The organism is Pseudomonas sp. NPDC090755 (assembly GCF_044769005.1).
Classification (GTDB): Bacteria; Pseudomonadota; Gammaproteobacteria; order Pseudomonadales; family Pseudomonadaceae; genus Aquipseudomonas.
Genome location: NZ_JBIVXC010000014.1, coordinates 74951 through 101707, shown reverse-complemented (window position 1 = coordinate 101707; position 26757 = coordinate 74951). Strand labels below are relative to the sequence as shown.

Annotated in this window: 16 protein-coding genes and 1 other RNA gene; 7 read left to right on the top strand and 10 right to left on the bottom strand. The window is 62.6% G+C overall.

Annotated features, from left to right (window positions below):
* Positions 1-30 precede the first annotated feature (30 nt).
* The 8 genes from ACIQUS_RS19710 to ACIQUS_RS19675 form a co-directional block, all read right to left on the bottom strand.
* Positions 31-357: a YbaB/EbfC family nucleoid-associated protein gene (locus tag ACIQUS_RS19710; RefSeq protein WP_403050103.1), complete on the bottom strand. Its 327-nt coding sequence runs from the start codon at positions 355-357 to the stop codon at positions 31-33.
* A gap of 69 nt (positions 358-426) precedes the next feature.
* Complete coding sequence (gene dnaX / locus ACIQUS_RS19705) at positions 427-2439, bottom strand: DNA polymerase III subunit gamma/tau (protein ID WP_403050100.1); 2013 nt, start codon at positions 2437-2439, stop codon at positions 427-429.
* A gap of 91 nt (positions 2440-2530) precedes the next feature.
* A complete protein-coding gene (locus tag ACIQUS_RS19700) occupies positions 2531-7168 on the bottom strand; it encodes a dermonecrotic toxin domain-containing protein (protein WP_403050097.1) in 4638 nt (1545 codons plus the stop codon).
* Between the two features lie 148 nt (positions 7169-7316).
* Positions 7317-7413, bottom strand: an RNA gene (gene ffs / locus ACIQUS_RS19695) — signal recognition particle sRNA small type.
* 189 nt (positions 7414-7602) lie between these two features.
* On the bottom strand, positions 7603-9957 hold the full coding sequence (ligA, locus tag ACIQUS_RS19690) for an NAD-dependent DNA ligase LigA (RefSeq protein WP_403050094.1): 2355 nt from the start codon (positions 9955-9957) through the stop codon (positions 7603-7605).
* A 68-nt stretch (positions 9958-10025) separates the two neighbouring features.
* On the bottom strand, positions 10026-10898 hold the full coding sequence (gene zipA, locus ACIQUS_RS19685; protein ID WP_403050091.1) for a cell division protein ZipA: 873 nt from the start codon (positions 10896-10898) through the stop codon (positions 10026-10028).
* A gap of 203 nt (positions 10899-11101) precedes the next feature.
* On the bottom strand, positions 11102-14590 hold the full coding sequence (gene smc / locus ACIQUS_RS19680; protein WP_403050088.1) for a chromosome segregation protein SMC: 3489 nt from the start codon (positions 14588-14590) through the stop codon (positions 11102-11104).
* Positions 14591-14592: 2 nt separating this feature from the next.
* Positions 14593-15252 (bottom strand): GntR family transcriptional regulator, encoded by a 660-nt coding sequence (locus tag ACIQUS_RS19675; protein WP_403050085.1) that lies wholly within the window; start codon positions 15250-15252, stop codon positions 14593-14595.
* A gap of 272 nt (positions 15253-15524) precedes the next feature.
* On the opposite strand from ACIQUS_RS19675, the gene xdhA reads away from it, so the two are divergent.
* The 4 genes from xdhA to guaD all read left to right on the top strand — a co-directional run bounded on the left by xdhA (position 15525) and on the right by guaD (position 21629).
* Entirely contained in the window at positions 15525-16979 is a 1455-nt protein-coding gene (xdhA, locus tag ACIQUS_RS19670; RefSeq protein WP_403050082.1) for a xanthine dehydrogenase small subunit, read from the top strand.
* Positions 16972-19368 carry a xanthine dehydrogenase molybdopterin binding subunit gene (gene xdhB, locus ACIQUS_RS19665; protein ID WP_403050079.1) on the top strand — a complete coding sequence of 799 codons (2397 nt, stop codon included), beginning with the start codon at positions 16972-16974 and terminating at the stop codon, positions 19366-19368. Before xdhA ends, xdhB begins: the two co-directional genes overlap by 8 nt.
* 100 nt (positions 19369-19468) lie before the next feature.
* Positions 19469-20314 carry a xanthine dehydrogenase accessory protein XdhC gene (gene xdhC / locus ACIQUS_RS19660; RefSeq protein ID WP_403050076.1) on the top strand — a complete coding sequence of 282 codons (846 nt, stop codon included), beginning with the start codon at positions 19469-19471 and terminating at the stop codon, positions 20312-20314.
* Positions 20315-20324: 10 nt separating this feature from the next.
* A complete protein-coding gene (gene guaD / locus ACIQUS_RS19655; RefSeq protein ID WP_403050073.1) occupies positions 20325-21629 on the top strand; it encodes a guanine deaminase in 1305 nt (434 codons plus the stop codon).
* Positions 21630-21713: 84 nt separating this feature from the next.
* On the opposite strand, the gene ACIQUS_RS19650 is transcribed toward guaD, so the two are convergent.
* On the bottom strand, positions 21714-22481 hold the full coding sequence (locus ACIQUS_RS19650) for a GntR family transcriptional regulator (RefSeq protein WP_403050070.1): 768 nt from the start codon (positions 22479-22481) through the stop codon (positions 21714-21716).
* A gap of 360 nt (positions 22482-22841) precedes the next feature.
* On the opposite strand from ACIQUS_RS19650, the gene ACIQUS_RS19645 reads away from it, so the two are divergent.
* Positions 22842-24191, top strand: coding sequence for an NCS2 family permease (locus ACIQUS_RS19645; RefSeq protein ID WP_403050067.1), 1350 nt, complete (start codon positions 22842-22844; stop codon positions 24189-24191).
* A gap of 329 nt (positions 24192-24520) precedes the next feature.
* Here ACIQUS_RS19645 and uraH read toward each other — a convergent pair whose 3' ends face one another.
* Positions 24521-24874 carry a hydroxyisourate hydrolase gene (gene uraH, locus ACIQUS_RS19640; RefSeq protein WP_403050064.1) on the bottom strand — a complete coding sequence of 118 codons (354 nt, stop codon included), beginning with the start codon at positions 24872-24874 and terminating at the stop codon, positions 24521-24523.
* 397 nt (positions 24875-25271) lie between these two features.
* Between uraH and puuE the strand changes: the two genes are divergently transcribed.
* The gene (puuE, locus tag ACIQUS_RS19635; RefSeq protein ID WP_403050061.1) at positions 25272-26201 is read left to right on the top strand and encodes an allantoinase PuuE; all 930 of its coding nucleotides are present in this window, start codon (positions 25272-25274) and stop codon (positions 26199-26201) included.
* On the top strand, positions 26198-26713 hold the full coding sequence (gene uraD / locus ACIQUS_RS19630) for a 2-oxo-4-hydroxy-4-carboxy-5-ureidoimidazoline decarboxylase (protein WP_403050058.1): 516 nt from the start codon (positions 26198-26200) through the stop codon (positions 26711-26713). The genes puuE and uraD overlap by 4 nt, the downstream gene beginning before the upstream one ends.
* Positions 26714-26757 lie beyond the last annotated feature (44 nt).

Below are 26757 nucleotides of genomic sequence, written 5' to 3'. Positions count from 1 at the left end.
AAAAGCCAGGCATCGCCTGGCTTTTTTACTTTAGAACGGCATCTTGAAGCCCGGCGGCAACTGCATGCCGGCGGTCATGCCGCCCATTTTTTCCTGGCTGCTGGCCTCGACCTTGCGCACGGCGTCGTTGACGGCGGCGGCGATCAGGTCTTCGAGCACTTCCTTGTCCTCCTGCATCAGGCTGTCGTCCAGGCTGATGCGCTTGACGTCGTGACGACCAGTCATCACCACGCTGACCAGGCCGGCACCGGATTGGCCGGTCACTTCGGCGTTGGCCAGTTCTTCCTGCATCTTGGCCATTTTTTCCTGCATCTGCTGGGCCTGCTTCATCAGGCCGGCCATGCCACCTTTCATCATGGGGATCACCTCAACTATAACGTTACGGAATGCGGCGCGGGTCTGGGCCGGGCCGCTTGTGTCATTCGGTTATTCGCCCCGGGTATCCGGGGCGTCCACAGGTTCAATCGTATCCTGCCGGACCATGGCGCCAAACTGCTGAATCATCTGCTGGATGAGTGGATCGGCGTGAATCGATGCCTCGGCTTCGCCCTGGCGCTCGGCACGCTTGCGCGCCGCCGCCTGGGCCGGTGTTTCCTGCTCAGGGCGAATCAGCTCGATGGACAGCCTGAGCGTGCGTCCGAAATGCTGGTTCAGGGCCTCATTCAGGCGCCGCTGCTGGGTGGCGTTGAACAGGGCACTGTGGGCCGGGTCCAGGTGCAGTAGCCAGTCATCGCCCTGCGCAGCGATCAGCGTACAGTTGGCGGCGATACTGCCGGTCATCCCGGAAATCGGCAACTGCGGGAATAATTCCAGCCATTGCAAGGCCAGGCCGGTGGCCGGCTGGGCGGCCGGCAGGGGCTCGGGCTGGGCGAGCGGCGCAGCCTCGTGGACATGCTCGATGGCCAGTTCATCCAGATAACTGTAGCTGGCCGGGTCCATGTCCGGCGCGTAATAGTCTTCGTCCAGCGGCGGCTCATCGTCGCGGTCCATGCCCACCGGGCTGTAGCCCATGCCGTCGTCGTGCGGCGGTTCATCCTGAGGAGCGCCGGCCTGGACCGGTGCCGGTACCGGTACCGGCTGCGGTGCTTCAGGTTCAGCCTCGACAACAGGCGGCGCCTCGACCGGATCGTTCCAGGGCAGATCGACAACCGGCTCGGGCGCTTGCGTGACCACCTCGACCGGCTCGGGCTCAGTTAGCGGTTCCACGACAGGGACGGCCGGGGCAGGCGCATCAACCGGCGCAGCACTCACGGCAGGCGCAGCCGGGCTGGCTGCTGCCACCTTGCTCGCAGAATCAGCTGTGGCCTGGCTGATCCCCACCGGCTTTAGTACCGGCGTCGGCGCGTCATCGGTATCGGCGGGACGGAACGCCAGCATGCGCAGCAGGACCATCTCGAACCCACCGCGAGGATCCGGCGCCAGCGGCAGGTCGCGGCGGCCGATCAGGCCCATCTGGTAGTAGAACTGTACGTCTTCGGCCGGCAACGCCTGGGCCAGGGCCAACACCCGCTCACGGTCGCCCTGGCCGTTGTCGACCGCCTCGGGCAGCGCCTGGGCGATCGCCACGCGGTGCAGCACGTTGAGCATCTCGGCCAGCACGCCGTTCCAGTCCGGCCCCTGCTCGGCCAGGTGCCGCACTGCCTCGAGCAACCCCCGGGCATCGCCGTCGAGCAATGCCTGCAACACGCCATAGACCTGGCCGTGATCGAGCGTACCGAGCATGGCGCGCACATCGGCCGCCAGTACCTTGCCTTCCCCGAAGGCAATGGCCTGGTCGGTCAGGCTCATGGCATCGCGCATGGAACCGTCGGCGGCGCGGCCCAGCAACCACAGGGCATCGTCTTCGAACGGAACGTTCTCGGCCGCCAGTACATGGCTCAGGTGCTCGACCACCCGCTCGGGGGTCATGTTCTTCAGGGAGAACTGCAGGCAGCGCGACAGGATGGTCGCCGGCAGCTTCTGCGGGTCGGTGGTGGCCAGGATGAACTTGACGTAGGGCGGCGGCTCTTCCAGGGTTTTCAACAAGGCGTTGAACGAATGGCTGGAGAGCATGTGCACTTCGTCGATCAGGTAGACCTTGAAGCGCCCACGGCTTGGCGCGTACTGCACGTTGTCGAGCAGTTCGCGGGTGTCTTCGACCTTGGTGCGGCTGGCGGCGTCGATCTCGATCAGATCGACGAAGCGACCTTCGTCGATCTCCCGGCACACTGAACAGGTACCGCAGGGGGTCGAGGTGATGCCGGTCTCGCAGTTCAGGCACTTGGCGATGATCCGCGCAATGGTGGTCTTGCCCACGCCGCGGGTACCGGTGAACAGGTAGGCATGGTGCAGGCGCTGGTTGTCCAGCGCGTTGATCAGGGCCTTGAGCACATGGGTCTGGCCGACCATTTCGCGGAACGAGCGCGGACGCCATTTACGTGCAAGAACCTGATAACTCATTGAAAACCGTCGCGCCTGGCATGCTGGAAAGGGCTAATGCTAGCGGAGCGGGGGCAAAATTGCACCCCGCCCGCCACACGCAAGCTGTCGATCAGCCGTCTCTGCGCGGTTCAACCCCTGGCAATCCCAACGCCTCCCGGGTGAGGCGCCTGAGCAAGGCCCATTCAGCATCGGAAAGCTGCTGCTGCAGCTCCAGCTCCCGGGCCTCCCTCTGACTTTGCGACAAATCGGTCCAGGTCAGGCGCCGGGCAATCAGTCGCTCCCTGAACAATGCGTCCAACGCGTTCAGATTGTGCCATCGGGTTTGCAAGATGTACTGAATCCAGTAGTCACGCGCAGCCAGAAAGCTCGCGAACGCATCGTCTGTGCCGGCCAGCACATGGGCAATCGCAAGGGCCAACCGATCTTCTGCAATGACCAGGTGGCCAGGCGGGCCGCTCAGACGCGCCCCCGGCAGCTCCAGACGCTGATGCAGCGCATGGCGATAGGCCAGCGTGACATCCTCGCCAGCCTGCTGCAGCGCCGCGCTGCCTTCCACCTGCTGGCGAACGAACGCATCCAGGCGCTGCTGCCGGAAACTGGCACGGGAAAACGCCACCAACGCCGTTGCCGAGCCACTTTCAATACCCTCGCGCAGGGCTTGCAGGGCCTGGACCCGGTGTTCCAGGGCTATGAATGTGCGTAGAGGGCTTTCACCGCGCATGACCGGATTGGCCAACTCCAGCGCAAGCTCCCGCGCCATGCGAGGCCCCCTGGCGGCCTCCAGCAGCATCCGGACGCGCGCCCGCAACTCCTCGGTGAATTCATGGGCGACTTCCGAGCTCGACAATCGCTCGAATAACCGCAACAGCGATTGGCAATCCGGATCGCGTTCAAGCAACTGCCAATGCTCCAGCGCCTGAGGGTACAGACTCCGTGGCGCCAGCCAGAACAGTTCATTGCTCGAAGCCCCGGTCGCCATCAATGCCGGCAGGGTTTCCGCCGCCTGCAATTGCAGGAATGCTTGATAGTCCTGCGTTGACAGGGGGTTGTCGTCCAGGCTGACACTGCGCAGAAAGTCTGCAGGCTCTTGTAGAAAAGTCGGCGGCAATGCGCTGATCTGATTGTCACGCAGATCGATCATGTGCAGTTGGGCGAGGTTTTGCACGCCCGATGGCATTTCCTCCAGCCCGGTGTTGCGTAACTGAACGACCCGCAGATGCGGTTGCAAGGTGAAGTCCGGTGCTTGTGCAAGCGCTGTCCCGGTCAAGTCCAGGGTCTCGAGCGATTCGATAAGCTGCAGTTGCGCCAGGTCCGCCTGAGTCAGAAGCTGGCCGTTGTTACGCAATTGAAGGTTGCGCAGGAACCCGCAGGTCACCAGGCGCCGAGGGAAGGAATTGAGTCGATTCCCGGACAAATCCAACATCCGCAAGCGAGGAAATGACTGAAGCAGCCCATCGACTCCTTCAGCAAGATCCATGTGCGATAAGTCCAGTTCAACCACATGACTGAAATCGATACCGGTCAAGTTGGGCAATTCGCCAACATGCAAGCCTGATAAAGACAGCGAATAACCCAAATGCTGCCCGAACGCCGTAAGCACACCTCGGCCCTGGCGCCTCCAGGCTAATTCCAGACGCTGGCCAAACGCCTGACGATGAACGCCCTGGCGCAGCGTACCCGGTTGCTCCTGCCAGCGCCCCAGCACGTGTCGCAACTGCTGCAACTGTTCGCGCTGTTGCCGCAGCAAGGCATGCAACGCCTGTGGTCGCTGCGCATAGGGCTGCATGAAGGCGGCAATATCCTGCTCGGTGAAATCCGGGTACAACGCAAGAATCATCTCGTTGACATCGCCCGCCGCCCCTGGCAGCACACCTTTACCACTCAGGGCATAGCCCAGTCGACCATCCTCGAAACGCTGCAACGGCATCCACCAGCTCCGCTCCTTGATGCCCAGGACACTACGACTGACAGAACGACGGGCCGCAGCCTGCAGACCCAGTTGTCGGCGTAATGCATTGATGCCCTCGGCAGGATCCAGATTGGCGAGGTTTAGCGCCAGCTCGATCAGGTCCAGTGGTCGTGCGGTAGGTGTACGCTCATCGACAAAGCCATTACCGCGTCTGTGTAAACTTACCACGCCCTCCTCACCGCGCCCTTCGATTGTCAGCTTCAGGGACGACGGCCAGCGAGCGTCGAGGCTGAGAAAGTGCAATAGCAGGCGGTGATTGTCATCATTGGCCAGGCGTGGCCAGAAAAAACCTTCCAGTGCCTGATCGATACGCTGCTCACGCAAGGCGCTACGCGCCATTTCGCCGAGACGCAACGGCAATCGTCTTTCCACCGCCAGAGACCTTGACTCCTGTGCCGTCGCCATAGCCTCGAGACTGGCGGCCCAGTGCCGACCCAGTCCCGGGAAATACGGATACAGCAACCCCGGCTGCAATAGCTCTTCGCGCTGCAGGCACTGTGCAAAACACGCTTGCCAGTTGCTCTGCAGCCAGTCGCTCAAGCTGTGCCCCAACTGACTGACACTGCGCCCGGCAACCTGGACGCCCGGCATCAGCAGCAGCCGCTCGTCCTCCTGCAGTGCCGTGAACACTGTCTCCAGCAGACCGTCACGCTCCACCTCTGAAGTGAGAAGTTGCATGCTGTACCTGGCGTCCTCAGTCCGCGCTGCAACCAGCTCGATCTGACGCGCCGATCGCCCTTCGTGCATCAGTTTAATCAACGCCAGCGTCAGTTCTGGATCAATTGCCCTGGCTGAAGTGTTCAGGTGCTCATTGAATCGCTGCAACCGCCGATAAATGCGCAAACGCGCGCAGGCATCGAGCAATCTGCCATCCAGAGGACGACGTCGCTCGAACAAACGTCGCAAGTGAGCGTCATCCCTTCCCGCGATGGCCATCAGCGCCTCGATCTCCTGCTCATCCAAGCCTTTGGCGACCTGCCCGGCGCGACGGAACAAGGCAGCACCCCCCGGCCACTGTCGTGGGCATTCGAACGCGGCCCACCAGCCCCCCTGGCCGTTATGCTCAAGCTCCGGTTGCCAGGCCTGGTCGCGGCGTGGGTGATGCAGGCGGTAGCGGCCCTCGGCATCCTTTTGCACGTGATAATAGCGACCTTGCATCTCGATGAACGACTGCCCCTCCAACGGGTAGATACCCTTGTCATCCGCCATGCCGAGCTCTTCCGGCCGCAGGTTGCAAGCATAGGGCTCCAGGTCAGGGTTCCACAGATACTGCTTGTTACCATGCTTGACGGACAGCAGCCGCTGAAACAGCGCCGACTGACGAAACAGGATGCTCACCGAACTGATCACCAAGGCGCCTGCAGCCAACCCGGCGACCTCGGCAGCCACCTGTGACAAACAATGCGCTGCTTCGTAATGATCACCCTCAGCCCAGTCCTCAAAGCCGGTAAACACCTCCCCCATCAACTGCGCCACGGTTACCCCGAACAGCAGCTCACCCGCTCCCGGCAGTAGCAGGGAGGCCACTCCCAGCACATCGAGGCCGATTTCCAGCGCCTTTTCCAGCGCCTGTCGACGTGCCGTATTGTCTTGTTCGGCTGTCGGCACAGCGCAAAAGCGGGCGTCATCCTTCATTTGCTCCAGACGTTTGTGAAAAACGTCATCGAAATACCCCCCAGGACGCCGCAGCGAATCGAGCCAGAGTTCAGGTGCCGGGCGCAAAACCGTCTGCCCGTCCACGACACTGAACAGCGCCTGCTGCAATCGCTCGAGCAACCGGGGCTGATCACGCTTATGGGCGAAGCCGAGGAAGAAGTCTCGGTAATGTTCGTCGGCGAGCTTGTCGATCAGGTCCTGCTCGAATGCTCTCCAACTGGTGTACTCCTTCAGCGGGAAGCGGATATCGTTGGGAATATGCACCAGTAAACGGACCCAGGGCCGCTGCGCCCCGGCCAGCGCCCCCAGCGGGGTAAAGGACCATTCGAACACCCCGATGCCAGGCAATTTGATCCCTTCCAGCGACAAGGTGCGATAACTGATCGGCAACGAGTTGTAGGAAACATCTTGCTTGCCTGTGCTTATGTCGATCAACCGCGTATACATGTCGCGGCTGATACGCTTGTGGATCAAGGCAAGATGAGCATCGATCTGCAGGCTAAACCGGTCACAATCGGTGAACAACTTGCGGATACTGGCGCTCGCCGCCCCTCCATCGTCGGGCGTGAACAACGCGCCGATATGTTTCTGATATTGCCCGCCCAGATCCAGTTGGCGACAGAACCGTGCATACGCGGCCGCCGAAACGCCGGCCAACACCTTTCCTTGTCGCAAGAGGGTTACCGATTGCTCCGCCCCTTCACCTTCCACTGCATCTGTCGCATTGAAGTTGTGCAACGCGGCTTGCAACAGGGTCTGCGAACTCAAGCTCCGCCGATATACCGGCCGGTAACTTGGGTAACTGAACTCCTTCAAGGTGTGATGGGTTCGTGAACATGTATCGGACAGGGGGTTCAGCAAGGTCCCGAACTGCCTGTTCAGTTCCTGTTCGAAGCGAGGCTTGACGAAGTCCTGCAACGGTTGCAGCGGCGCGAGGAAGGCACGTCGTTTGTAATTGCTTTTCACACTGTTGGAGAGGCTATCAGAAAGCGCCTTGAGCAAAACGGCATCTCCATCCTGCAAGGAAATGCGCAACTGCTTTCTGATGAATGCCAGATTATCACTGGCCGCTGAAAAGTCCGCGGGGGCGAGGTCGGCCTGATCTGTTGAGGTGCCGGTCATGGTGCAACTCCTGGGCTTTGAAAAGCCGGGAGCTTAGGCAATCATTATTGAGCAGGTGCGGTACAAGATTATTACCCGGCGCGGGGCGCATCAGGTGGCAAAATCGGGTATTGGATGCTGGGCAGAGGCGCCCTGAAGATGGAGGCAACCCCACCAGCCACACCCCGGCACACAATGTCACCGCTGCGGCTGCTCCCTTCCGGGCCTGACCGGGTTCACGGCTGATCGTTGCGGGGGGACCGATGGGGTCACCATAACGATGCTCGCCTGGCAGCGAGCGGGGCCATTGTACCGGTCTGACGCCAAGATACAACCTCTACTGAACGAAAAAACCACTTTACCTCAAGGACTTGAGTCGCTTTTGTCGGTCATGCATCGATTCCTCCGGGCCGCTGCCAAGGCCAGCCCGGTGTCGCCAAACGGCTACAGCTGCGTTACACGGCTATACCCTGCCCGGCCAGGAAGGCGACGAAAGCGTCCTCGTCCAGCACCTTCAGCCCCAGCTCGCTGGCCTTGGCCAGCTTGGAGCCAGCGCCGGGCCCGGCCACCACGCAGTGGGTCCTGGCCGACACGGAGCCTGCAACCTTGGCCCCCAGGCTTTCCAGCTTGTCCTTGGCGACGTCGCGGCTCATGCGCTCCAGCGAGCCGGTCAGCACCCAGGTCTGCCCGGCCAGCGGCAAGCCCGCCGCGACTTTCTTCTCGCTCGACCAATGCATGCCGAAATCACGCAGCTGCGCTTCGATCGCCAGAGCCAGGGCGGCATTCTCCGGTACCAGGAAGAAGGTGCGCACCGCTTCGGCCGGCTTGGCGGCCAGGGCCTGACGCAGGTCGATACCGTCGGCGGCAATGATCTTCTCCAGGCTGTCGAGCTTGCTCACCAGCTTCTCGGCACCGGTCGGCCCCACCGAAGGGATGTCGAGCTTGGCGATCAGGCCGGCCAGGGTGGTGCTGGCGGCAAATTCGGCGCCCAGCTCGCCCTCGTCCTGCAACTGCAGGCCGCGCTCGAGCAACTGGGTGATCACCGTGCGGTTGTGCTCGTCTTCGAAGAAGCTGTGGATCTCGTGGGCCACTTCCAGACCGATATCCGGCAGGTAGGTCAGCACTTGCGGCAATGCCGCCATGACCCGCTGCAACGACCCCAGGGAACGCGCCAGGACCTTGGCTGTTTCTTCGCCGACATCGGGGATGCCCAGGGCATAGATAAAGCGCGCCAGGCCCGGTCGCTTGCTGGCCTCGATGGCCGCCAGCAGGTTCTTGCTCGACAGCTCGGCAAAGCCTTCGAGGCCGACCACCTGCTCGAACGTCAGCTGGTACAGATCGGCGGGCGAGCGGATCAGGCCCTCATCGACCAGTTGCTCGACGCTCTTCTCGCCCAGGCCCTCGATATCCATGGCCCGGCGCGACACGTAGTGAATAATCGCCTGCTTGAGCTGGGCGGCGCAGGCCAGGCGACCGACACAGCGGTACACGGCGCCTTCGGTAACGGTTTCCTTGCCCTTGCTGCGCTTGACCAGCTGGGTGCGCTCGACCTGCGAGCCGCAGACCGGGCACTCGGTGGGAATATGCACCGGCCGCGCATCCGCGGGACGCCGCTCGGTGACCACCTGCATGACCTGGGGGATCACATCGCCTGCCCGGCGTATGATCACCGTATCGCCGATCATCAGCCCCAGGCGCGCCACTTCATCCATATTGTGCAAGGTGGCATTGGCCACCGTCACACCGGCGACCTTGACCGGCTTGAGCCGCGCCACGGGCGTCACCGCACCGGTACGGCCGACCTGGAACTCCACATCCAGCACTTCGGTCAGCTCTTCCATGGCCGGAAACTTGTGGGCAATCGCCCAGCGCGGCTCACGAGCGCGGAAACCCAGTTCACGCTGGGAGGCCAGGCTGTTGACCTTGAACACCACACCGTCGATCTCGTACGGCAGGTCGTTACGTCGCTCGCCAATGTCCTTGTAGTACGCCAGGCACTCGGCCACGCCCGCCGCATGACGCAGTTCGCGGCTGATCGGCAGGCCCCAGGCCTTGAGCTGCTCGAGAATACCGATGTGGGTATCGCCAAACTGCTCCGACACCTGGCCCAGGCCATAGCAGCAGAATTCGAGCGGGCGGCTGGCAGTGATCTTCGAGTCCAGTTGGCGCAGGCTGCCGGCAGCGGCGTTGCGCGGGTTGGCGAAGGTCTTGCCGCCCTGCTCGATCTGGGTCTGGTTCAGGCGCTCGAAGCCAGCCTTGGACATGTACACCTCGCCGCGCACCTCCAGCACTGCAGGCCAGCCTTCGCCCTGCAGCTTCAGCGGAATGTTGCGCACGGTACGTACGTTGACACTGATGTCTTCGCCGGTGGTGCCGTCGCCACGGGTGGCACCTTGCACCAGTTGCCCGTCGCGGTACAGCAGGCTCACCGCCAGGCCGTCGAGCTTGGGCTCGCAGCTGTAGTCCACCGCTGCGCCATCGCCGAACAGGTCGCCGCTGGGCAGGTCCAGGCCTTCGACAACCCGGCGGTCGAACTCGCGCAGGTCATTCTCCTCGAAGGCGTTGCCCAGGCTCAGCATCGGTACTTCATGGCGCACCTGGCTGAACGCCGACAGCGCGGCGCCGCCGACACGCTGGGTCGGCGAGTCGGCCGTCACCAGTTGCGGGTGCTCGGCCTCCAGCGCCTTGAGTTCATTGAACAGGCGGTCGTACTCGGCATCCGGCACGCTGGGCTCGTCGAGCACGTAATAACGGTAGTTGTGCTGGTCGAGTTCGGCACGCAGTTCAAGGATTCGGGATTCGGCGGTCATCAAAGTGTTCTCTTGCAAAGCAAAAGAGCAGCCTGGGCTGCTCTTGCGTGTTCTTCATCGCGGGGCAATCAGCGTTTCTGGGTCAGCGCACGGCGCTCGAACTCGACGATCCGCTGACGGTAGTGCTCGATGGTCTGGGCGGTCATTACGCTGCGCTGGTCATCCTTGAGCTCGCCGTTGAGTTCATGGGCCAGCTTGCGAGCGGCAGCCACCATGACATCGAAGGCCTGCTTGGGATGGCGCGGCCCCGGCAGGCCGAGGAAGAAGCTCACGGCGCGGGTGCTGAAATGGTCGATGTCATCCAGGTCGAACACTCCCGGCTTGACCGCGTTGGCCATGGAGAACAGTACCTCGCCGTTACCGGCCATGCTCTCGTGACGGTGGAAGATGTCCATTTCGCCGAAACGCAGGCCGCTTTCGAGGATGTTCTGCAGCAACGCCGGGCCCTTGAAACCGCCTTCGTCGCGGGAGATCACGCTGATCACCAGCACTTCTTCGACCGGTGGCAGCTCGCGGCCTTCGCTGGTGCCGTAACCTGTGCCGTTGCTGCGGGCTTCTTCGGGGAAATCGTCGTCGACATTGGCGAACAGGTCGGGTTCACGCTCACGCGGCTCGGCGGCCAGGTTCAGGTCGCCCTGTTGCGGTTCGTTACCGCGCTTGCGCTTGGCGGCTTTCGATTTGCTGCTGTTGTCACGCGCAGGCGCACTCATCGACGGCAGGTCATGCTCGTCCAGTTCAGGCTCCTTGTGGGTGTCCAGCACCCGTGGCGGGCCGAGCACCTCGGCGCCACCCTCTTCATCCGGCAGGTTGGAGAAGCTGCGGTCCAGGCGGAATTTCAACTTGCCCTTGCCGCCACGCATGCGACGCCAGCCGTCGAAAAGAATACCGGCAATGACAATGATGCCGATGACGATCAGCCACTCGCGCAGACCGATTTCCATGTAATCCCGTGCCTCTGTAAAAAATGCTGAAAAATAAAGGGTTTAAACCCCTTTAAGACGTGGCGCCAACTCTATGTTCTGACAGGCGTTTTACCCACGCGAAAAATAAGTGACATTAAGCTAGCACGACCAAAGATAACTTTACACCGTCTGTCGCAACTGACAGGGCTATTTACCGCAGGTTCGCGCCTTATCGCCTCCGATCAGGCGTCGACCATCGCCATCGCCTCCTCCACATCAACTGCAACAAGACGTGAACAGCCCGGTTCATGCATGGTAACGCCCATCAATTGCTCGGCCATTTCCATGGCGATCTTGTTGTGGGTGATATAGATGAACTGCACCGTCTGACTCATCTCCTTGACCAATCGGGCGTAACGTCCGACGTTGGCATCGTCCAGTGGCGCATCGACTTCGTCGAGCATGCAGAACGGTGCCGGGTTGAGTTTGAAAATGGCAAACACCAGGGCCAGGGCGGTCAGCGCCTTCTCACCGCCCGAGAGCAAATGAATGGTGCTGTTCTTCTTGCCCGGTGGCCGCGCCATGATCGTCACCCCTGTATCGAGTAAATCTTCGCCCGTCAGTTCCAGATAAGCGCTGCCGCCACCGAAAACTTTTGGGAAAAGTGCCTGTAATCCGGCATTTATCTGATCAAAGGTATCCTTGAAGCGGTTGCGGGTTTCCTTGTCGATCTTGCGAATGACGTTTTCCAGCGTGTCCAGGGCTTCGACCAGGTCGGCATCCTGGGCATCCAGGTAACGCTTGCGCTCGGACTGCTGCTGGTACTCGTCGATGGCCGCGAGATTGATCGCACCCAGGCGCTGGATGCGTCCGTCGAGACGCTCCAGTTCCTGTTCGGTGTCCTGCTCGCTGGTGGCCTCGGTCAAAGTCGCCAGCACACCCTGCAGGTCATAGCCATCGGCCTGCAGTTGTTCCTGCAAGGTCTTGCGCCGCACGCTCAGGCCCTGCCACTCCAGGCGGTGCTGCTCCAGCTGGCCGCGCAGCATCTGCGCCTGCTGCTCGGCCTGGGTCCGGCGCTTTTCCACATCACGCAGTTCGCGGTCTGCTTCATCCATGTGCAAGCGAGCCTGACGCATTTCGTCATCCACGCTCATGCGCTTTTCCAGCAGTTCTGCGAGTTTCAGGCGCAACTCTTCCAGCGGCGCCTCGCCTTCCTCAAGATTGAGGGTGAGCTGCTCACGCCTTTCCGTGAGTCGCAGCGCCTGCAACTGCAGGCGCTCCAGGGCCTGGCGGGTGGAGTCGTGCTGGGCGCGCAGCGAACCCAGGCGCACTGCCAGTTGATGGGCGTGATCCTTGTGCTGGCGGGCCTCCTGGCGCACGCGATCGAGGCGTTCGCGCAGGCTGTCGCGCTGGGCCAGCAACAACTCGCGCTGCTCGGTGTCCCGGGCCATCAGGTCGAGGGCTTCTTGCAGCTGCAGGCGCGACAGCCCGAGGTTCTCGGTTTCTACCGCACGCTGCTCCACCAGCTCGGCCAGCTCTTCTTCCAGGCGCTGACGGCGCAGGCTGAGCTGCTCGGCACGGGCCTTGCCCGCCGACAGGCGGGCATTGAGCTCGCTCTGCTGCCGGGCTTCGTCCTGGGTGCGACGGCGCAACTGCTCGCGCTGCTCCTCAAGGGCCTGTTGCTGCTCGCGTAGCTCCAGCAGCCGGGCCTCAAGCGACTCCAGGGCGGCTTCCTGTTCCTGGCGCTCAAGATCGAGTCGCTCGATCTCCTGGCCCCGGGCCAGCACGCCACCCTGTGCCTCACCGGCGCGGTTGACCCGCAGGAAATGCCGGCCGACCCAATAGCCGTCACGACTGACCAGGCTCTGGCCGTCGCTCAATTGACTGCGCAAGGCCAATGCCTGCTCCAGGCTTTCCACCGGCCGCACCTGCCCAAGCCAGGGTGCCAGGTCGATGCGCCCCTCGACCTTGTCGAGCAGGCTGCCTGGAATCCGTGCACCTTCGGCAGATGCATCCAGCAAGCGCAGATCGCCCTGAGTGAAAGCCCCCAGATCAAGGCCGGCGAAGTCATCGACCAACACCGCCTGCAGGTCGGCGCCCAGCACGGTTTCCACCGCCAGCTCCCAACCCGGCTCGACCCGCAGGCCTTCGGCCAGGCGCGGGCGTTCTTCCAGCCCCTGCTCACGCAGCCATTGCGCGGCGCCGGTGCCAGGCTCCAGTGCCGCCTGCTGCAAGGCCTCAAGCGATGCCAGTCGCCCGCCCAGGCGCTGCAACTCGCCCTGGGCCTGCTGCTGGGCCTGCACCGCCTGCTGTAACTGGTCACGCAGCGACTCCAGCTGCTCGACTACCTGCAATTCCTGAATCTGCAGCTCTTCCAGCAACAGCTCGCTGCTGGCCACCTGCTCGCCCAACTCCACGATCGCCGCGTCTTCCGGGTCGGTGCTGAGCTGATCGCGCTCTTCGCCGAGCTTGCGCTGGCGTTCGGCCAGGCGCTCCAGGGCTTGCTCAAGCTGCTGGATCCGCGCCTGCTGCACTTCGGCCTGCCGACGCGGCTCGGCCGAGCGCGTGTTGAAACTGTCCCACTGCTCCTGCCAGCCGTGCATGGTGACTTCGGCGTCTTCCAGGGTAGCGGCGGACTCTTCGGCAGCGGCCAGGGTCATTTCCTGCTCGGGCTCGAGCATGGCCAGCTCTTCGCCCAGGGTCTCCAGCATCGTGCGATCATGGCCCAGGTGCGATTCGGTCTCCAGGCGCGCGCGCTCGGCTTCCTTGAAGTCGTCCTGCAACTGGCGCAGGCGTTGCTGGCCATGCTGGATGCTCTGCTCGACCCGGGCGATATCCCCGGCGACCGAATAGAAGCGCCCCTGCACCAGGTTGAAGCGCTCGGACAGCTCATGGTGACCATCACGCAGGCGCTCGATAGTGGCATCGGCATTGCGCTGTTCGGCCATCAGGGCCTCGAAGGCCACTTCCTGATCGCCGATCACCGCCTCGCGCTGCCCGACCTGCTGATCCAGCGCCTGCCAGCGCAACGCCGACAGCTGCGCCTTGAGCTGGCGCTCCTCGGCTTTATATTCCCTGTACTTCTCCGCCGCCTGGGCCTGGCGGTGCAGGCGCTCCAGCTGGCGCTCCAGCTCTTCGCGCAGGTCGGTCAGGCGTTCGAGGTTTTCATGGGTGCGGCGGATGCGGTTCTCGGTCTCGCGCCGGCGCTCCTTGTACTTGGAGATGCCGGCCGCTTCTTCGATGAAGTTGCGCAGATCCTCGGGCTTGGCCTCGATCAGCTTGGAGATCATCCCTTGCTCGATGATCGAGTAGCTGCGCGGCCCGAGGCCAGTACCGAGGAAGATGTCGGTGATATCACGACGCCGGCACTTGGTGCCGTTGAGGTAATAGGTGTTCTGCCCGTCGCGGGTCACTTTGCGACGAATGGATATTTCCGCGTAGGCGGCGTACTCACCGACCAGGGTGCTGTCGGAGTTGTCGAATACCAGCTCGATGCTGGCCTGGCTCACCGGCTTGCGGCTGGTGGAGCCGTTGAAGATGACATCGGTCATCGACTCGCCACGCAGGTTCTTTGCCGAGCTTTCGCCCATCACCCAGCGCACCGCATCGATGATGTTGGACTTGCCGCAGCCATTGGGCCCGACGACGGCCGCCATGTTGCTGGGAAAGTTGACCGTGGTCGGGTCGACGAACGACTTGAACCCGGCCAGGCGAATGCATTTGAGGCGCATGCTCAGGCAGTCGCCAGGGCCGCCAGCACCAGCTCGCAGCTGCGCTGGCAATACTCGACCAGCACCGTGCGGATACGTGCCAGGTCACGGGCTACCACGGCTTCAAGCAGGTTGGCGAACAACGCCAGGAAGTCGCTCATTTCGGCCTTGCGCTGGTCCAGTGCCAGGTAATAGGCGCGGCTCATGGCCGGCTGCAGGTTTTCCACGGTTTCCTGCAGGTAGGGATTGTTGGCGAACGGATAGGCCGCGCGCATCACGGCAAAGCTTTCTTCGACGAACGACTTGATGTCTTCGCGCTCGCAGGCCGCGGTCAAGCGTTGCTGGATGTTCAAGAACGGCAGCAGGTCGCCCTGCTGGCGCCAGCCCTGGGCCACCGCATTGCCCAGCAGGATATAGAACTCGGCCATCAGGGTGCACAGGCTGCGCACGCCATGGGCGTCGAGCTCGGTTACATGGGCGCCACGACGCGGCAGGATGGTCACCAGATGACGACGTTCGAGGATCAACAGGGCCTCACGCACCGAACCGCGACTGACATTCAACGCCTGGGTGACCTTCTGCTCCTGGATCCGCTCGGCGGGCTTGAGCTCGCCGCGAATGATCCGCTCGGCCAGGTAATGGGCAATTTGCTCGGAGAGACTGTCCGGCGCCTTGAACGTCATGGTTTTCCTTCAAAATCATTGAACTGTGTACAAGGGGCGGATTGTAGCGCACTTGCCCCTGCGCCGCGCAGGGGCAAGAAAGCGGAAGTTGGCACTGTGGATGCAAAAGAGTCGAGGTCGCCCTGGCGAACTATGCTCTATGGAGAAGCACCTGCGGCAGGGGGATTGGTCATGGAAAATTTCCTGACCCTAAAGTCAGAAAATTGTTGACCTGAAAATCAAGTCTGCTTACAGTCCGCTCAACAACAATAAACCGCGTGTGAGGCCTTCCCGTGATCCAGTTTCTACTCAACCAGGAGCTGCGCAGTGAGCATGCCCTGGACCCCAACCTGACCGTGCTCGAGTACCTGCGCGAACACCTGGGCAAGACCGGTACCAAGGAAGGCTGCGCCAGCGGCGATTGTGGCGCCTGCACCGTGGTGGTCGGCGAACTGGAGCAGGATGACAGCGGCCGCGAGCATATCCGCTACCGCAGCCTGAACTCCTGTCTGACCTTCGTTTCGTCGCTGCACGGCAAGCAATTGATCAGTGTCGAAGGACTCAAGCACCAGGGCAAGCTGCACAGCGTGCAACAGGCCATGGCAGACTGCCATGGTTCGCAGTGTGGTTTCTGTACACCAGGCTTCGTCATGTCGCTGTTCGCCCTGCAAAAGAACAGCGATGCACCTGATCTGCACAAGGCCCAGGAAGCCCTGGCCGGCAACCTCTGCCGCTGCACCGGCTACCGGCCGATCCTCGCCGCCGCCGAACAGGCGTGCTGCCAGGCCTGCCCCGACCAGTTCGACAACGGTGAAGCCCAGACCATCGCCCGCCTCAAGGCCATCGCCCCGAGCGAAACCGGTGAGCTCAACAGCGGCGACAAGCGTTGCCTGGTGCCGCTGACCGTGGCGGACCTGGCCGATCTCTACGGCTCGCACCCCGAAGCACGCCTGCTGGCCGGCGGCACCGACCTCGCGCTGGAAGTCACCCAGTTCCACAAGACCCTGCCGGTGATGATCTATGTCGGCAACGTCGCCGAACTCAAACGCATCGAGCGCCAGGGTGAATGCCTGGAAATCGGCGCTGCCACCCCGCTGACCGATTGCTACGACGCCCTGAGCCACGAATACCCCGATTTCGGCGAGCTGTTGCACCGCTTCGCCTCCCTGCAGATCCGCAACCAGGGCACCCTGGGTGGCAACATCGGCAACGCCTCGCCGATCGGTGACTCCCCGCCCCTGCTGATCGCCCTGGATGCGCAGATTGTCCTGCGCAAGGGCCAGAGCACCCGCACCCTGGCGCTGGAGGACTATTTCATCGATTACCGCATCACCGCGCGCCAGGAAAGCGAGTTCATCGAGAAGATCATCGTACCCAAGGCCCGCGAGGGTTGGACGTTCCGCGCCTACAAAGTGTCCAAGCGCCTGGATGACGATATTTCCGCGGTGTGCGCCGCGTTCAACCTGCGCATCGAGAACGGTGTGGTGCAAGCGGCGCGCATCGCTTTCGGCGGCATGGCGGCGATTCCGAAACGGGCCCGCGCCTGCGAAGCGGCCCTGGTTGGCAAGCCCTGGAACCAGGCCAGCCTCGAGCGCGCCTGCCAGGCCCTGGGCGAAGATTTCACCCCGCTCTCGGACTTCCGCGCCAGCAAGGAGTACCGCCTGCTCGGCGCCCAGAACCTGCTGCGCAAATACTTCATCGAACTGCAAACGCCGCACATCGAGACTCGGGTGACCGCATATGTCTAACCACCACGTCGCCAAGACCCAGGCCGAAATGGCCGAACTGTTCCGCCAGGACCTGACCACCGGCGTCGGCCGCAGCCTCAAGCACGACAGCGCCGACAAGCAGGTGGCTGGCGAGGCCGTGTACATCGACGACCGCCTGGAATACCCGAACCAGTTGCACGTCTATGCCCGCATGTCGGACCGCGCCCATGCGCGCATCCTGAAGATCGACACCAGCCCGTGCTATGCCATCGAAGGTGTGCGCCTCGTCATCACCCATGAAGACATTCCAGGCCTCAAGGACATCGGCGCGGTCATGCCCGGCGATCCACTGCTGGCCATCGATGTCGTCGAGTTCGTCGGCCAGCCGGTGCTCGCCGTCGCCGCCTGCGACCTGGACACCGCACGCCGCGCAGCCATGGCCGCCATCGTCGAGTACGAAGACCTGGAGCCGGTGCTGGATGTGGTCGAGGCCCTGCGTAAAAAACACTTCGTGCTCGACACCCACACCCACAAGCGCGGTGACTCGCAGTCGGCATTGGCCAGCGCGCCGCACCGCCTGCAGGGCACCCTGCACATCGGTGGCCAGGAGCACTTCTACCTGGAAACCCAGATTTCCTCGGTGATGCCCACCGAAGACGGCGGGATGATCGTCTACTGCTCCACGCAGAACCCCACCGAAGTGCAGAAACTGGTTGCCGAAGTGCTCGACGTCCCCATGCACAAGATCGTCGTCGACATGCGCCGCATGGGTGGCGGTTTCGGCGGCAAGGAAACCCAGGCGGCCAGCCCTGCGTGCCTGTGCGCGGTGATTGCGCGCCTGACCGGTCAGCCGACCAAGATGCGCCTGCCGCGCGTCGAAGACATGTTGATGACCGGCAAGCGCCACCCGTTCTACGTCGAATACGACGTCGGTTTCGACGACAGCGGCCGCCTGCACGGCATCAACCTGGACCTTGCCGGCAACTGCGGCTACTCGCCGGACCTGTCCGCCTCCATCGTCGACCGGGCGATGTTCCACTCCGACAACGCCTATTACCTGGGCGATGCCACGGTCAACGGCTACCGCTGCAAGACCAACACCGCCTCCAACACCGCCTACCGTGGCTTTGGCGGCCCGCAGGGGATGGTCGCCATCGAGGAGGTGATGGACAACATCGCCCGCCACCTGGTGCTCGATCCACTGGAGGTGCGCAAGGCCAACTACTATGGCAAGACCGAGCGCAACGTCACCCACTACTACCAGACCGTCGAGCACAACATGCTCGAGGAAATGACCGCCGAGCTTGAAGCCAGCGCCGACTACAAACAACGCCGCGAGTCGATCCGCCGCTTCAACGCCAACAGCCCGGTCCTGAAGAAGGGCCTGGCGCTGACGCCGGTCAAGTTCGGCATCTCGTTCACCGCCACGTTCCTCAACCAGGCCGGCGCGCTGGTGCACATCTACACCGACGGTAGCATCCACCTGAACCACGGTGGCACCGAGATGGGCCAGGGCCTGAACACCAAGGTGGCGCAGGTGGTGGCCGAAGTCTTCCAGGTCGATTTCAGCCGTATCCAGATCACCGCCACCAATACCGACAAGGTACCCAACACCTCGCCGACGGCGGCCTCCAGTGGCGCCGACCTGAACGGCAAGGCGGCGCAGAACGCGGCGCAGATCATCAAGCAGCGGCTGGTCGAGTTCGCCGCGCGGCACTACAAGGTCACCGAGGAAGACGTCGAGTTCCGCAACGGCCATGTGCGTGTGCGTGACGAGATCCTGTCCTTCGAGACCCTGATCCAGCAGGCGTACTTCGCCCAGGTGTCGCTGTCGAGCACCGGCTTCTACCGCACGCCGAAGATTTTCTACGACCGCAGCCAGGCGCGCGGCCGGCCGTTCTACTACTACGCCTTCGGCGCCGCCTGCGCCGAGGTGATCGTCGACACCCTGACCGGCGAGTACAAGATGCTGCGCACCGACATCCTGCACGACGTCGGCGCCTCGCTGAACCCGGCCATCGACATCGGCCAGGTCGAAGGCGGCTACATCCAGGGCATGGGCTGGCTGACCACCGAGGAGCTGGTGTGGAACGCCAAGGGCAAGCTGATGACCAACGGCCCGGCCAGCTACAAGATCCCGGCAGTGGCCGACATGCCGGTGGACCTGCGGGTCAAGCTGGTGGAAAACCGCAAGAACCCGGAAGACACGGTGTTCCATTCCAAGGCCGTGGGCGAGCCGCCGTTCATGCTCGGCATCGCCGCCTGGTGTGCGATCAAGGACGCCGTGGCAAGCCTGGCCGACTACAGCGTGCAGCCGAAGATCGACGCACCGGCAACGCCTGAGCGGGTGCTCTGGGGTTGCGAACAGATGCGCAAGGCGGTGGCGGCGCGCGAGCCGGCTGCCATGGTCGAGACAGTGGCACCGTGAGGCCCTGATCGCCGGCGCTGCCGGCTCCCACAGGGGTGAATCGTGGGAGCCGGCAGCGCCGGCGATCAGGCCAGAACAGGCACCCCCTAGGTAACTGAATATGCACACCTGGATCAACGCCCTCGCCGACCTGCAGTCCCGTGGCGAACCCTGCGTACTGGTGACCATCATCGAAGAGCGCGGCTCGACGCCACGCAATGCCGGCTCGAAGATGGTGGTCAGCGCCGAACAGCTGTTCGACACCATCGGTGGCGGCCACCTGGAATACAAGGCGATGAAGATCGCCCGGCAGATGCTCGCCGAGCGTCGCGAATCCCCTCACCTGGAGCGCTTCAGCCTCGGCGCAAGCCTCGGCCAGTGCTGCGGCGGTGCCACGGTGCTGCTGTTCGAGCCCATGGGTCAGGTACAGGCGCAAATCGCCGTATTCGGCGCAGGCCATGTCGGCCGCGCTCTGGTACCCTTGCTCGCCGCGCTGCCCTGCCGGGTGCGCTGGATCGATTCGCGCGAACAGGAATTTCCCGAGAGCATTCCCGCCGGGGTCAGCAAGATCGTCAGCGAAGAACCGGTCGATGAAGTCGACGACCTGCCGGTAGGCAGTTATTGCATCGTCATGACCCACAATCATCAGCTGGACCTGGAACTGACCGCCGCCATCCTCAAACGCAATGACTTCACCTGGTTCGGCCTGATCGGTTCGAGAACCAAACGGGTCAAGTTCGAGCACCGCCTGCGCGAACGCGGCTTTGCCGAGGAGCGCCTGCAACGCATGCGCTGTCCGATGGGCCTGGCCGAAGTCAAAGGCAAGCTGCCGATCGAGATCGCCGTGTCCATCGCAGCGGAAATCATTGCCACCTACAACGCCAGCTTCGGCCAGCACGACACTGCTGCCAACGCCGGCCCCATTGCCCAGTTGCTGCCGCCCTCACGGCGCAGCCAAGCCCAATGACGAGAGCCTTATGAGCGCAACACGCAAAGCCTACCGTGCCGCCATCCTGCACAGCATCGCCGACCCTGCCGAGGTAGGCGTCGAAGCGTCCTACCAGTATTTCGAAGATGGCCTGCTGGTGATCGACAACGGCAAGATCAGCGCCCTGGGCCATGCCAGCGAGCTGCTGCCGACCCTGGCGGCCGACATCGAGATCGAGCATCACCAGGATGCCCTGATCACCCCGGGCTTTATCGACACCCATATCCATTTCCCGCAGACCGGCATGATCGGCTCCTACGGCGAGCAATTGCTGGACTGGCTCAACACCTACACCTTCCCCTGCGAAAAGCAGTTCGCCGACAAGGCCCACGCCGACAAGGTGGCGAAGATCTTCATCGAGGAACTGCTGCGCAACGGCACCACCACGGCCCTGGTGTTCGGCAGTGTGCACCCCGAGTCGGTCGATGCCTTCTTCGAAGAAGCCGAGCGCCTGGACCTGCGGATGATCGCCGGCAAGGTGATGATGGACCGCAACGCCCCGGACTACCTGACCGACACCGCCGAATCAGGCTACCTGGAGAGCAAGGCGCTGATCGAGCGCTGGCATGGCAAGGGTCGCCTGCACTACGCCGTGACCCCGCGTTTCGCCCCCACCAGCACCCCGCAGCAACTGACCCTGGCCGGGCAGCTGCTGGGCGAATTCCCTGACCTGTACATGCACACCCACCTGAGCGAGAACCTCAAGGAGATCGACTGGGTCAAGGAGCTGTTCCCCGAGCGCAAGGGCTACCTGGACGTCTACGACCACTTCAAGTTGCTCGGCGAGCGCTCGGTCTTCGCCCATGGCGTGCACCTGTGCGACGACGAATGCCAGCTCCTGGCCGAAACCGGCTCGGCCGTGGCCTTCTGCCCGACCTCCAACCTGTTCCTGGGCAGCGGCCTGTTCAACCTGCCGCAAGCCGAGAAGTTCAAGGTCAAGGTCGGCCTGGGTACGGACGTGGGTGCCGGCACCAGCTTCTCGCTGCTCAACACCCTCAATGAAGCCTACAAGGTCATGCAGTTGCAGGGTGCGCGCCTGAGTCCGTTCAAGTCGTTGTACCTGGCCACCCTGGGCGGTGCCCGGGCGCTGAGCCTGGATGACCGCATCGGCAGCCTGCAACCGGGCAACGATGCTGACTTCGTGGTCCTGGACTACAAGGCCACTGCCTTGATGGACTACCGCATCCAGCAATCGAACAGCATCGACGAGACGCTGTTCGTGCTGATGACCCTGGGCGACGACCGTACCGTCAAGCAGACCTTCGCTGCCGGCCGCTGCGTGCACCAGCGTTAGTCGACACAAAAAAAATCGCGGGGCAAGCCCGCTCCTACGTAACTGGTAGGAGCGGGCTTGCCCCGCGATCGGCGTTTATTGGCCTCAGCCTTTTACCGGCGCCACCCCACCCCGCTTCTTGGTCTGCAACAGGTGCGAGAACACCGCATGCAGGTCGTCCGAGGCGCTCTCTTCGTCGAGGTTGAGCTTGCTGTCGATGTGATCCATGTGATGCATCATCAGGCTCACCGCCTGTTCGAGGTCACGGGCCTCGATGGCGTCGATCAACTGCATGTGTTCGTCGTAGGAGCAGTGCGAGCGGTTGCCGCTCTCGTACTGGGCGATGATCAGCGAGGTCTGCGACACCAGGCTGCGCTGGAAGCTGATCAGCGGCGCATTGCCCGCCGCTTCAGCCAGCTTGAGGTGGAACTCGCCGGAGAGGCGGATGCCGGCACCCCGATCGCCGCGGGAGAAGCTGTCACGCTCTTCGCGCACCATCTGACGCAATTCGTTGAGTTGCTCGAGCGTGGCATGGGCAACCGCCAGCTCGGTGATGGCACGCTCGACCATGCGCCGGGAGAAAAACACCTGGCGAGCTTCCTCGACCGTCGGACTGGCCACCACCGCACCGCGGTTGGGCCGCAGCAGCACCACGCTTTCATGGGCCAGGCGCGACAAGGCGCGGCGAATGATGGTGCGACTGACCCCGAAGATCTCGCCCAGCGCTTCCTCGCTCAACTTGGTACCCGGTGCCAGGCGCTGCTCGAGAATGGCCTCGAAAATGTGCGCGTAGACAATGTCGTCCTGGGTTCCGCTGCGACCGGCCTTGCCGGTACGCACTGGTTTCTTGAGAGGTTGCAGCTGTTCGTTCATGGGCGCTCGAGCACGGAGGTCCGCCAGTCGGACCCTGACTGTTCTAGCAGCCGGTGGGTCGAAGGCAAGTCCTGATTAAGAAAATTAAACGATTAAGGTATGACCACATTGTACACAGCCGCAGCGATTTCTGCAGGGGGTGATGGCCTTTATAGCTGCACGGCGAAATTATCTGCGCACAACAACGAAAACATTATTTGCATTCTTTGTATACAAACGCATAATCCATCCGTGCAACTTCCTGACTCAGAAGTCAACAAACGGTCCGGTCGCCTGCCACCCCATCCGCCTCATAGAGCCCCCCAGTGCGTGCGCAGGACTGGCTCTGAAAAACAAGAAAAGACTTGAGGAGTACATGCTGTGGAAAGCCGCAAATCCGAAGCCCCTACGCTGGATCTTGCCCCACCGCTCGAAACGAGCTGGCTGGAGCGGATTTTCAAACTCAAGCTACATGGCACCACCGTCAAGACCGAAATGATCGCCGGGTTGACCACCTTCATCACCATGGCCTACATCATCTTCGTCAACCCCAACATCATGGCCGATGCCGGCATCGATCACGGTGCGGCGTTCGTCGCCACCTGCATCGCCGCCGCCCTGGGCTGCCTGTTGATGGGCCTGTACGCCAACTGGCCGGTCGGCCTGGCGCCGGGCATGGGGCTCAACGCCTTCTTTACCTACACCGTGGTCGGGACCATGGGCTACACCTGGGAGGCCGCACTGGGCGCGGTGTTCGTCTCCGGGGTGCTGTTCATGCTGCTGACTTTGTCGCGGGTGCGCGAATGGCTGCTCAACAGCATTCCCGTCAGCCTGCGTCATGCAATGGGTGCCGGCGTCGGATTGTTTCTCGGACTGATCGGTCTTAAAACCGCGGGGATTGTCGTCGACAGCCCGGCAACCCTGATCAAGCTCGGCTCCCTGCACGAGCCTGGCCCGCTGCTGGCGGCCATCTGCTTCTTGATGATCGCGGTGCTCAGCTACCACCGCGTGTTCGGCGCGATCCTGATCAGCATCATCAGCGTCACCCTGGCCGGCTGGGGCCTGGGCCTGGTCGAATACGGCGGACTGTTCTCGCTGCCGCCGAGCCTGGCACCGACCTGGATGGCCATGGACGTGGCGGGCGTGTTCAACGTCAGCATGATCGCCGTGGTGTTCGCCTTCCTCTTCGTGCACATGTTCGACACCGCCGGCACCCTGATGGGCGTTGCCCAGCGCGCCAACCTGGTGAATGCCGACGGTCGCATCGAAAACCTGTCGCGGGCACTGAAGGCCGACAGCGCCTCGAGCGTGTTCGGTGCGGTGGTGGGTGTGCCGCCGGTGACCAGCTATGTGGAAAGTGCGGCAGGTGTCGCGGCCGGGGGCCGTACCGGTCTGACGGCGGTGGTGGTCGGCCTGTTCTTCATCGCGGCGATGTTCTTCGCCCCGTTGGCCGGGATGATCCCCGCCTATGCCACCGCCGGCGCGCTGATCTACGTCGCCATGCTGATGATGGGCAGTATGGCCCACATCGAATGGGATGAGGCCACCGACAGCATTCCGGCGATCGTTACCGCGATCATGATGCCGCTGACTTTCTCGGTCGCCGATGGCATTGCCCTGGGCTTTATCACCTATGTGGTACTCAAGGCCGGTACCGGGCGTTTCAGTGAGATTTCGGCGAGCCTGTGGGTACTGACCGCGATCTTCATTGCCAAGTTCGTGTTCCTGTAACCGATACGCTGCGCCCCCAAAGCCTCACCTTCGGGTGGGGCTTTTTGTTGCCTGCCCGGAAGGGGGATTGATTGCCTGGCGGTGTAGCCGCTGCCGCCAGGCTGCGATCGGTGGGAGCGGCGGTGCGACGACTCGACTTGCCCCGCGATTGAACGCTGCAACGCATCGCGGGGCAAGCCCGCTCCTACAGGCAGTCAGTCGCAGCCTCGTTCCTCGGCAGCGGCTACAGACCCATTCCCCGGACAAACCATACGCCCGGCAAACGCCAGGCAAAAAAAAGCCCGCAGTGTGGGCGGGCAAGGACCTACGAAGATTCTTCTAGCGACCAACTAGCTTCCACGATAGGTCGAGTAACTGTACGGCGAGATCAGCAGTGGCACGTGGTAGTGGTCCTGCTCGGCATTGATGCCAAAGCGCAGCACCACTACATCCAGAAAGGCAGGCTCGGGCAGTTGCACGCCACGGGCACGGTAGTAATCGCCGGCGCTGAACTGCAGCTGGTAGACACCGCTGCGGTAGTCGTCACCCTGCAACAGCGGCGCGTCGCAACGGCCATCGCTGTTGGTCAGGGCGGTGTTCACCAGTTCCAGCTGCTGGCCTTCGACCCGGTACAGCTCGACCTTGATCGAACTGCCAGGGCAGCCATGCGCGGCATCCAGTACATGCGTGGTCAAACGTCCCATTGCTTGCTCGCCTCTGTTCTATCTGTGGGCAAAAAATACCCGTACGGCACCGGCAGTAAACACCGCCGCCTACGGCTGTCGGATTATTAAGACATTTTTCTGCAAAATTGTACACAATAATTCGGTATTCTTTCCTGACACACCGATCATCCCCTGTAAATACACCATCAGTCGCAAATCCATGCCACTGGCCGACACCAGCGTCATTAGCTGACCGATCAGGCAGGTTTCTTGCAGGGTATCGCATAGCCGGTTTTCGGGGTGCAAAGGCGAAGAAATGCAAAAAAACAGGCTTACAAATCGTAAATAAAGTTGTATACAATCAACCCATCGTCGTGGCCGCTTTCCTATCCGGACGCCACGCCCTCCGAATTCACGTACAAGAAGGAAGACTGCAGTGAGCGCTGATTACCCTCGCGACCTGATCGGTTACGGCAACACCCCACCCCATCCGCGCTGGCCGGGGAATGCCCGCATCGCTTTGTCTTTCGTGCTCAATTACGAAGAAGGTGGCGAACGCAACATCCTGCACGGTGACAAAGAGTCCGAAGCCTTTCTCTCCGAGATGGTCGCCGCCCAGCCGCTGCAGGGCGCTCGCAACATGAGCATGGAATCCCTCTACGAATACGGCAGCCGCGCCGGTGTCTGGCGCCTGCTCAAGCTGTTCAAGGACAGCGGCGTGCCGCTGACCATCTTCGCCGTGGCCATGGCCGCCCAGCGCCATCCGGACGTGATCCGCGCCATGGTCGAAGCCGGCCACGAGATCTGCAGCCACGGCTACCGCTGGATCGACTACCAGTACATGGACGAGGCCCAGGAACGCGAGCACATGCTCGAAGCCATCCGCATCCTCACCGAGCTGACCGGCGAGCGCCCACAGGGCTGGTACACCGGTCGCACCGGCCCGAACACCCGTCGCCTGGTGATGGAGGAAGGCGGCTTCCTGTATGACAGCGACACCTATGACGACGACCTGCCCTACTGGGAGCCGAACAACCCGACCGGCAAACCGCACCTGGTGATCCCGTACACCCTGGACACCAACGACATGCGTTTCACCCAGGTCCAGGGCTTCAACTGCGGCGAGCAGTTCTTCCAGTACCTCAAGGACGCCTTCGACGTGCTGTACGAGGAAGGCGCCGAAGCGCCGAAGATGCTCTCCATCGGCCTGCACTGCCGCCTGGTCGGCCGTCCGGCGCGCCTGGCCGCGCTCAAGCGCTTCGTCGAATACGCCAAGAGCCATGATCAGGTCTGGTTCGCCCGGCGCGTGGACATCGCCCGTCACTGGCATGCCACACACCCTTTCCAAGCCGAGAACACCAAATGACCGCTTTCAAGACCCTCAAGCCTTCGACCCTGGATCGCGCCGCCTTCGTCGACGCCTTCGCCGACATCTACGAGCACTCGCCGTGGGTTGCCGAGAAGGCCTACGACCTGGGCCAACTGCAGGAAATCGAGCAGATCGAAGCCCTGCACCAGCGCATGAGCGACATTCTCCTGAGCGCCGATCACGCCGCCCAGCTGGCCCTGATCAACGCTCACCCGGACCTCGCCGGCAAGGCCGCGATCCAGGGTGAACTGACCGAGTCGAGCACCAACGAACAGGCCGGCGCCGGCATCCACCAATGCACCGCCGAAGAGTTCGCCCGTTTCACCGAACTCAACGATGCCTACAAGGCCAAGTTCAAGTTCCCGTTCATCATGGCAGTCAAAGGCAGCAACCGGCACCAGATCCTCGCCTCGTTCGAGAAGCGCATCCACAACTCGGTCGAGGCCGAGTTCAAGGAAGCGCTGGCGCAGATCAACCTGATTGCCCTGTTCCGCCTGCTGCAACTTTAAGGGCCAGTCCGGTACTGCCCCCCACAACACAGAATAAAGAGAAC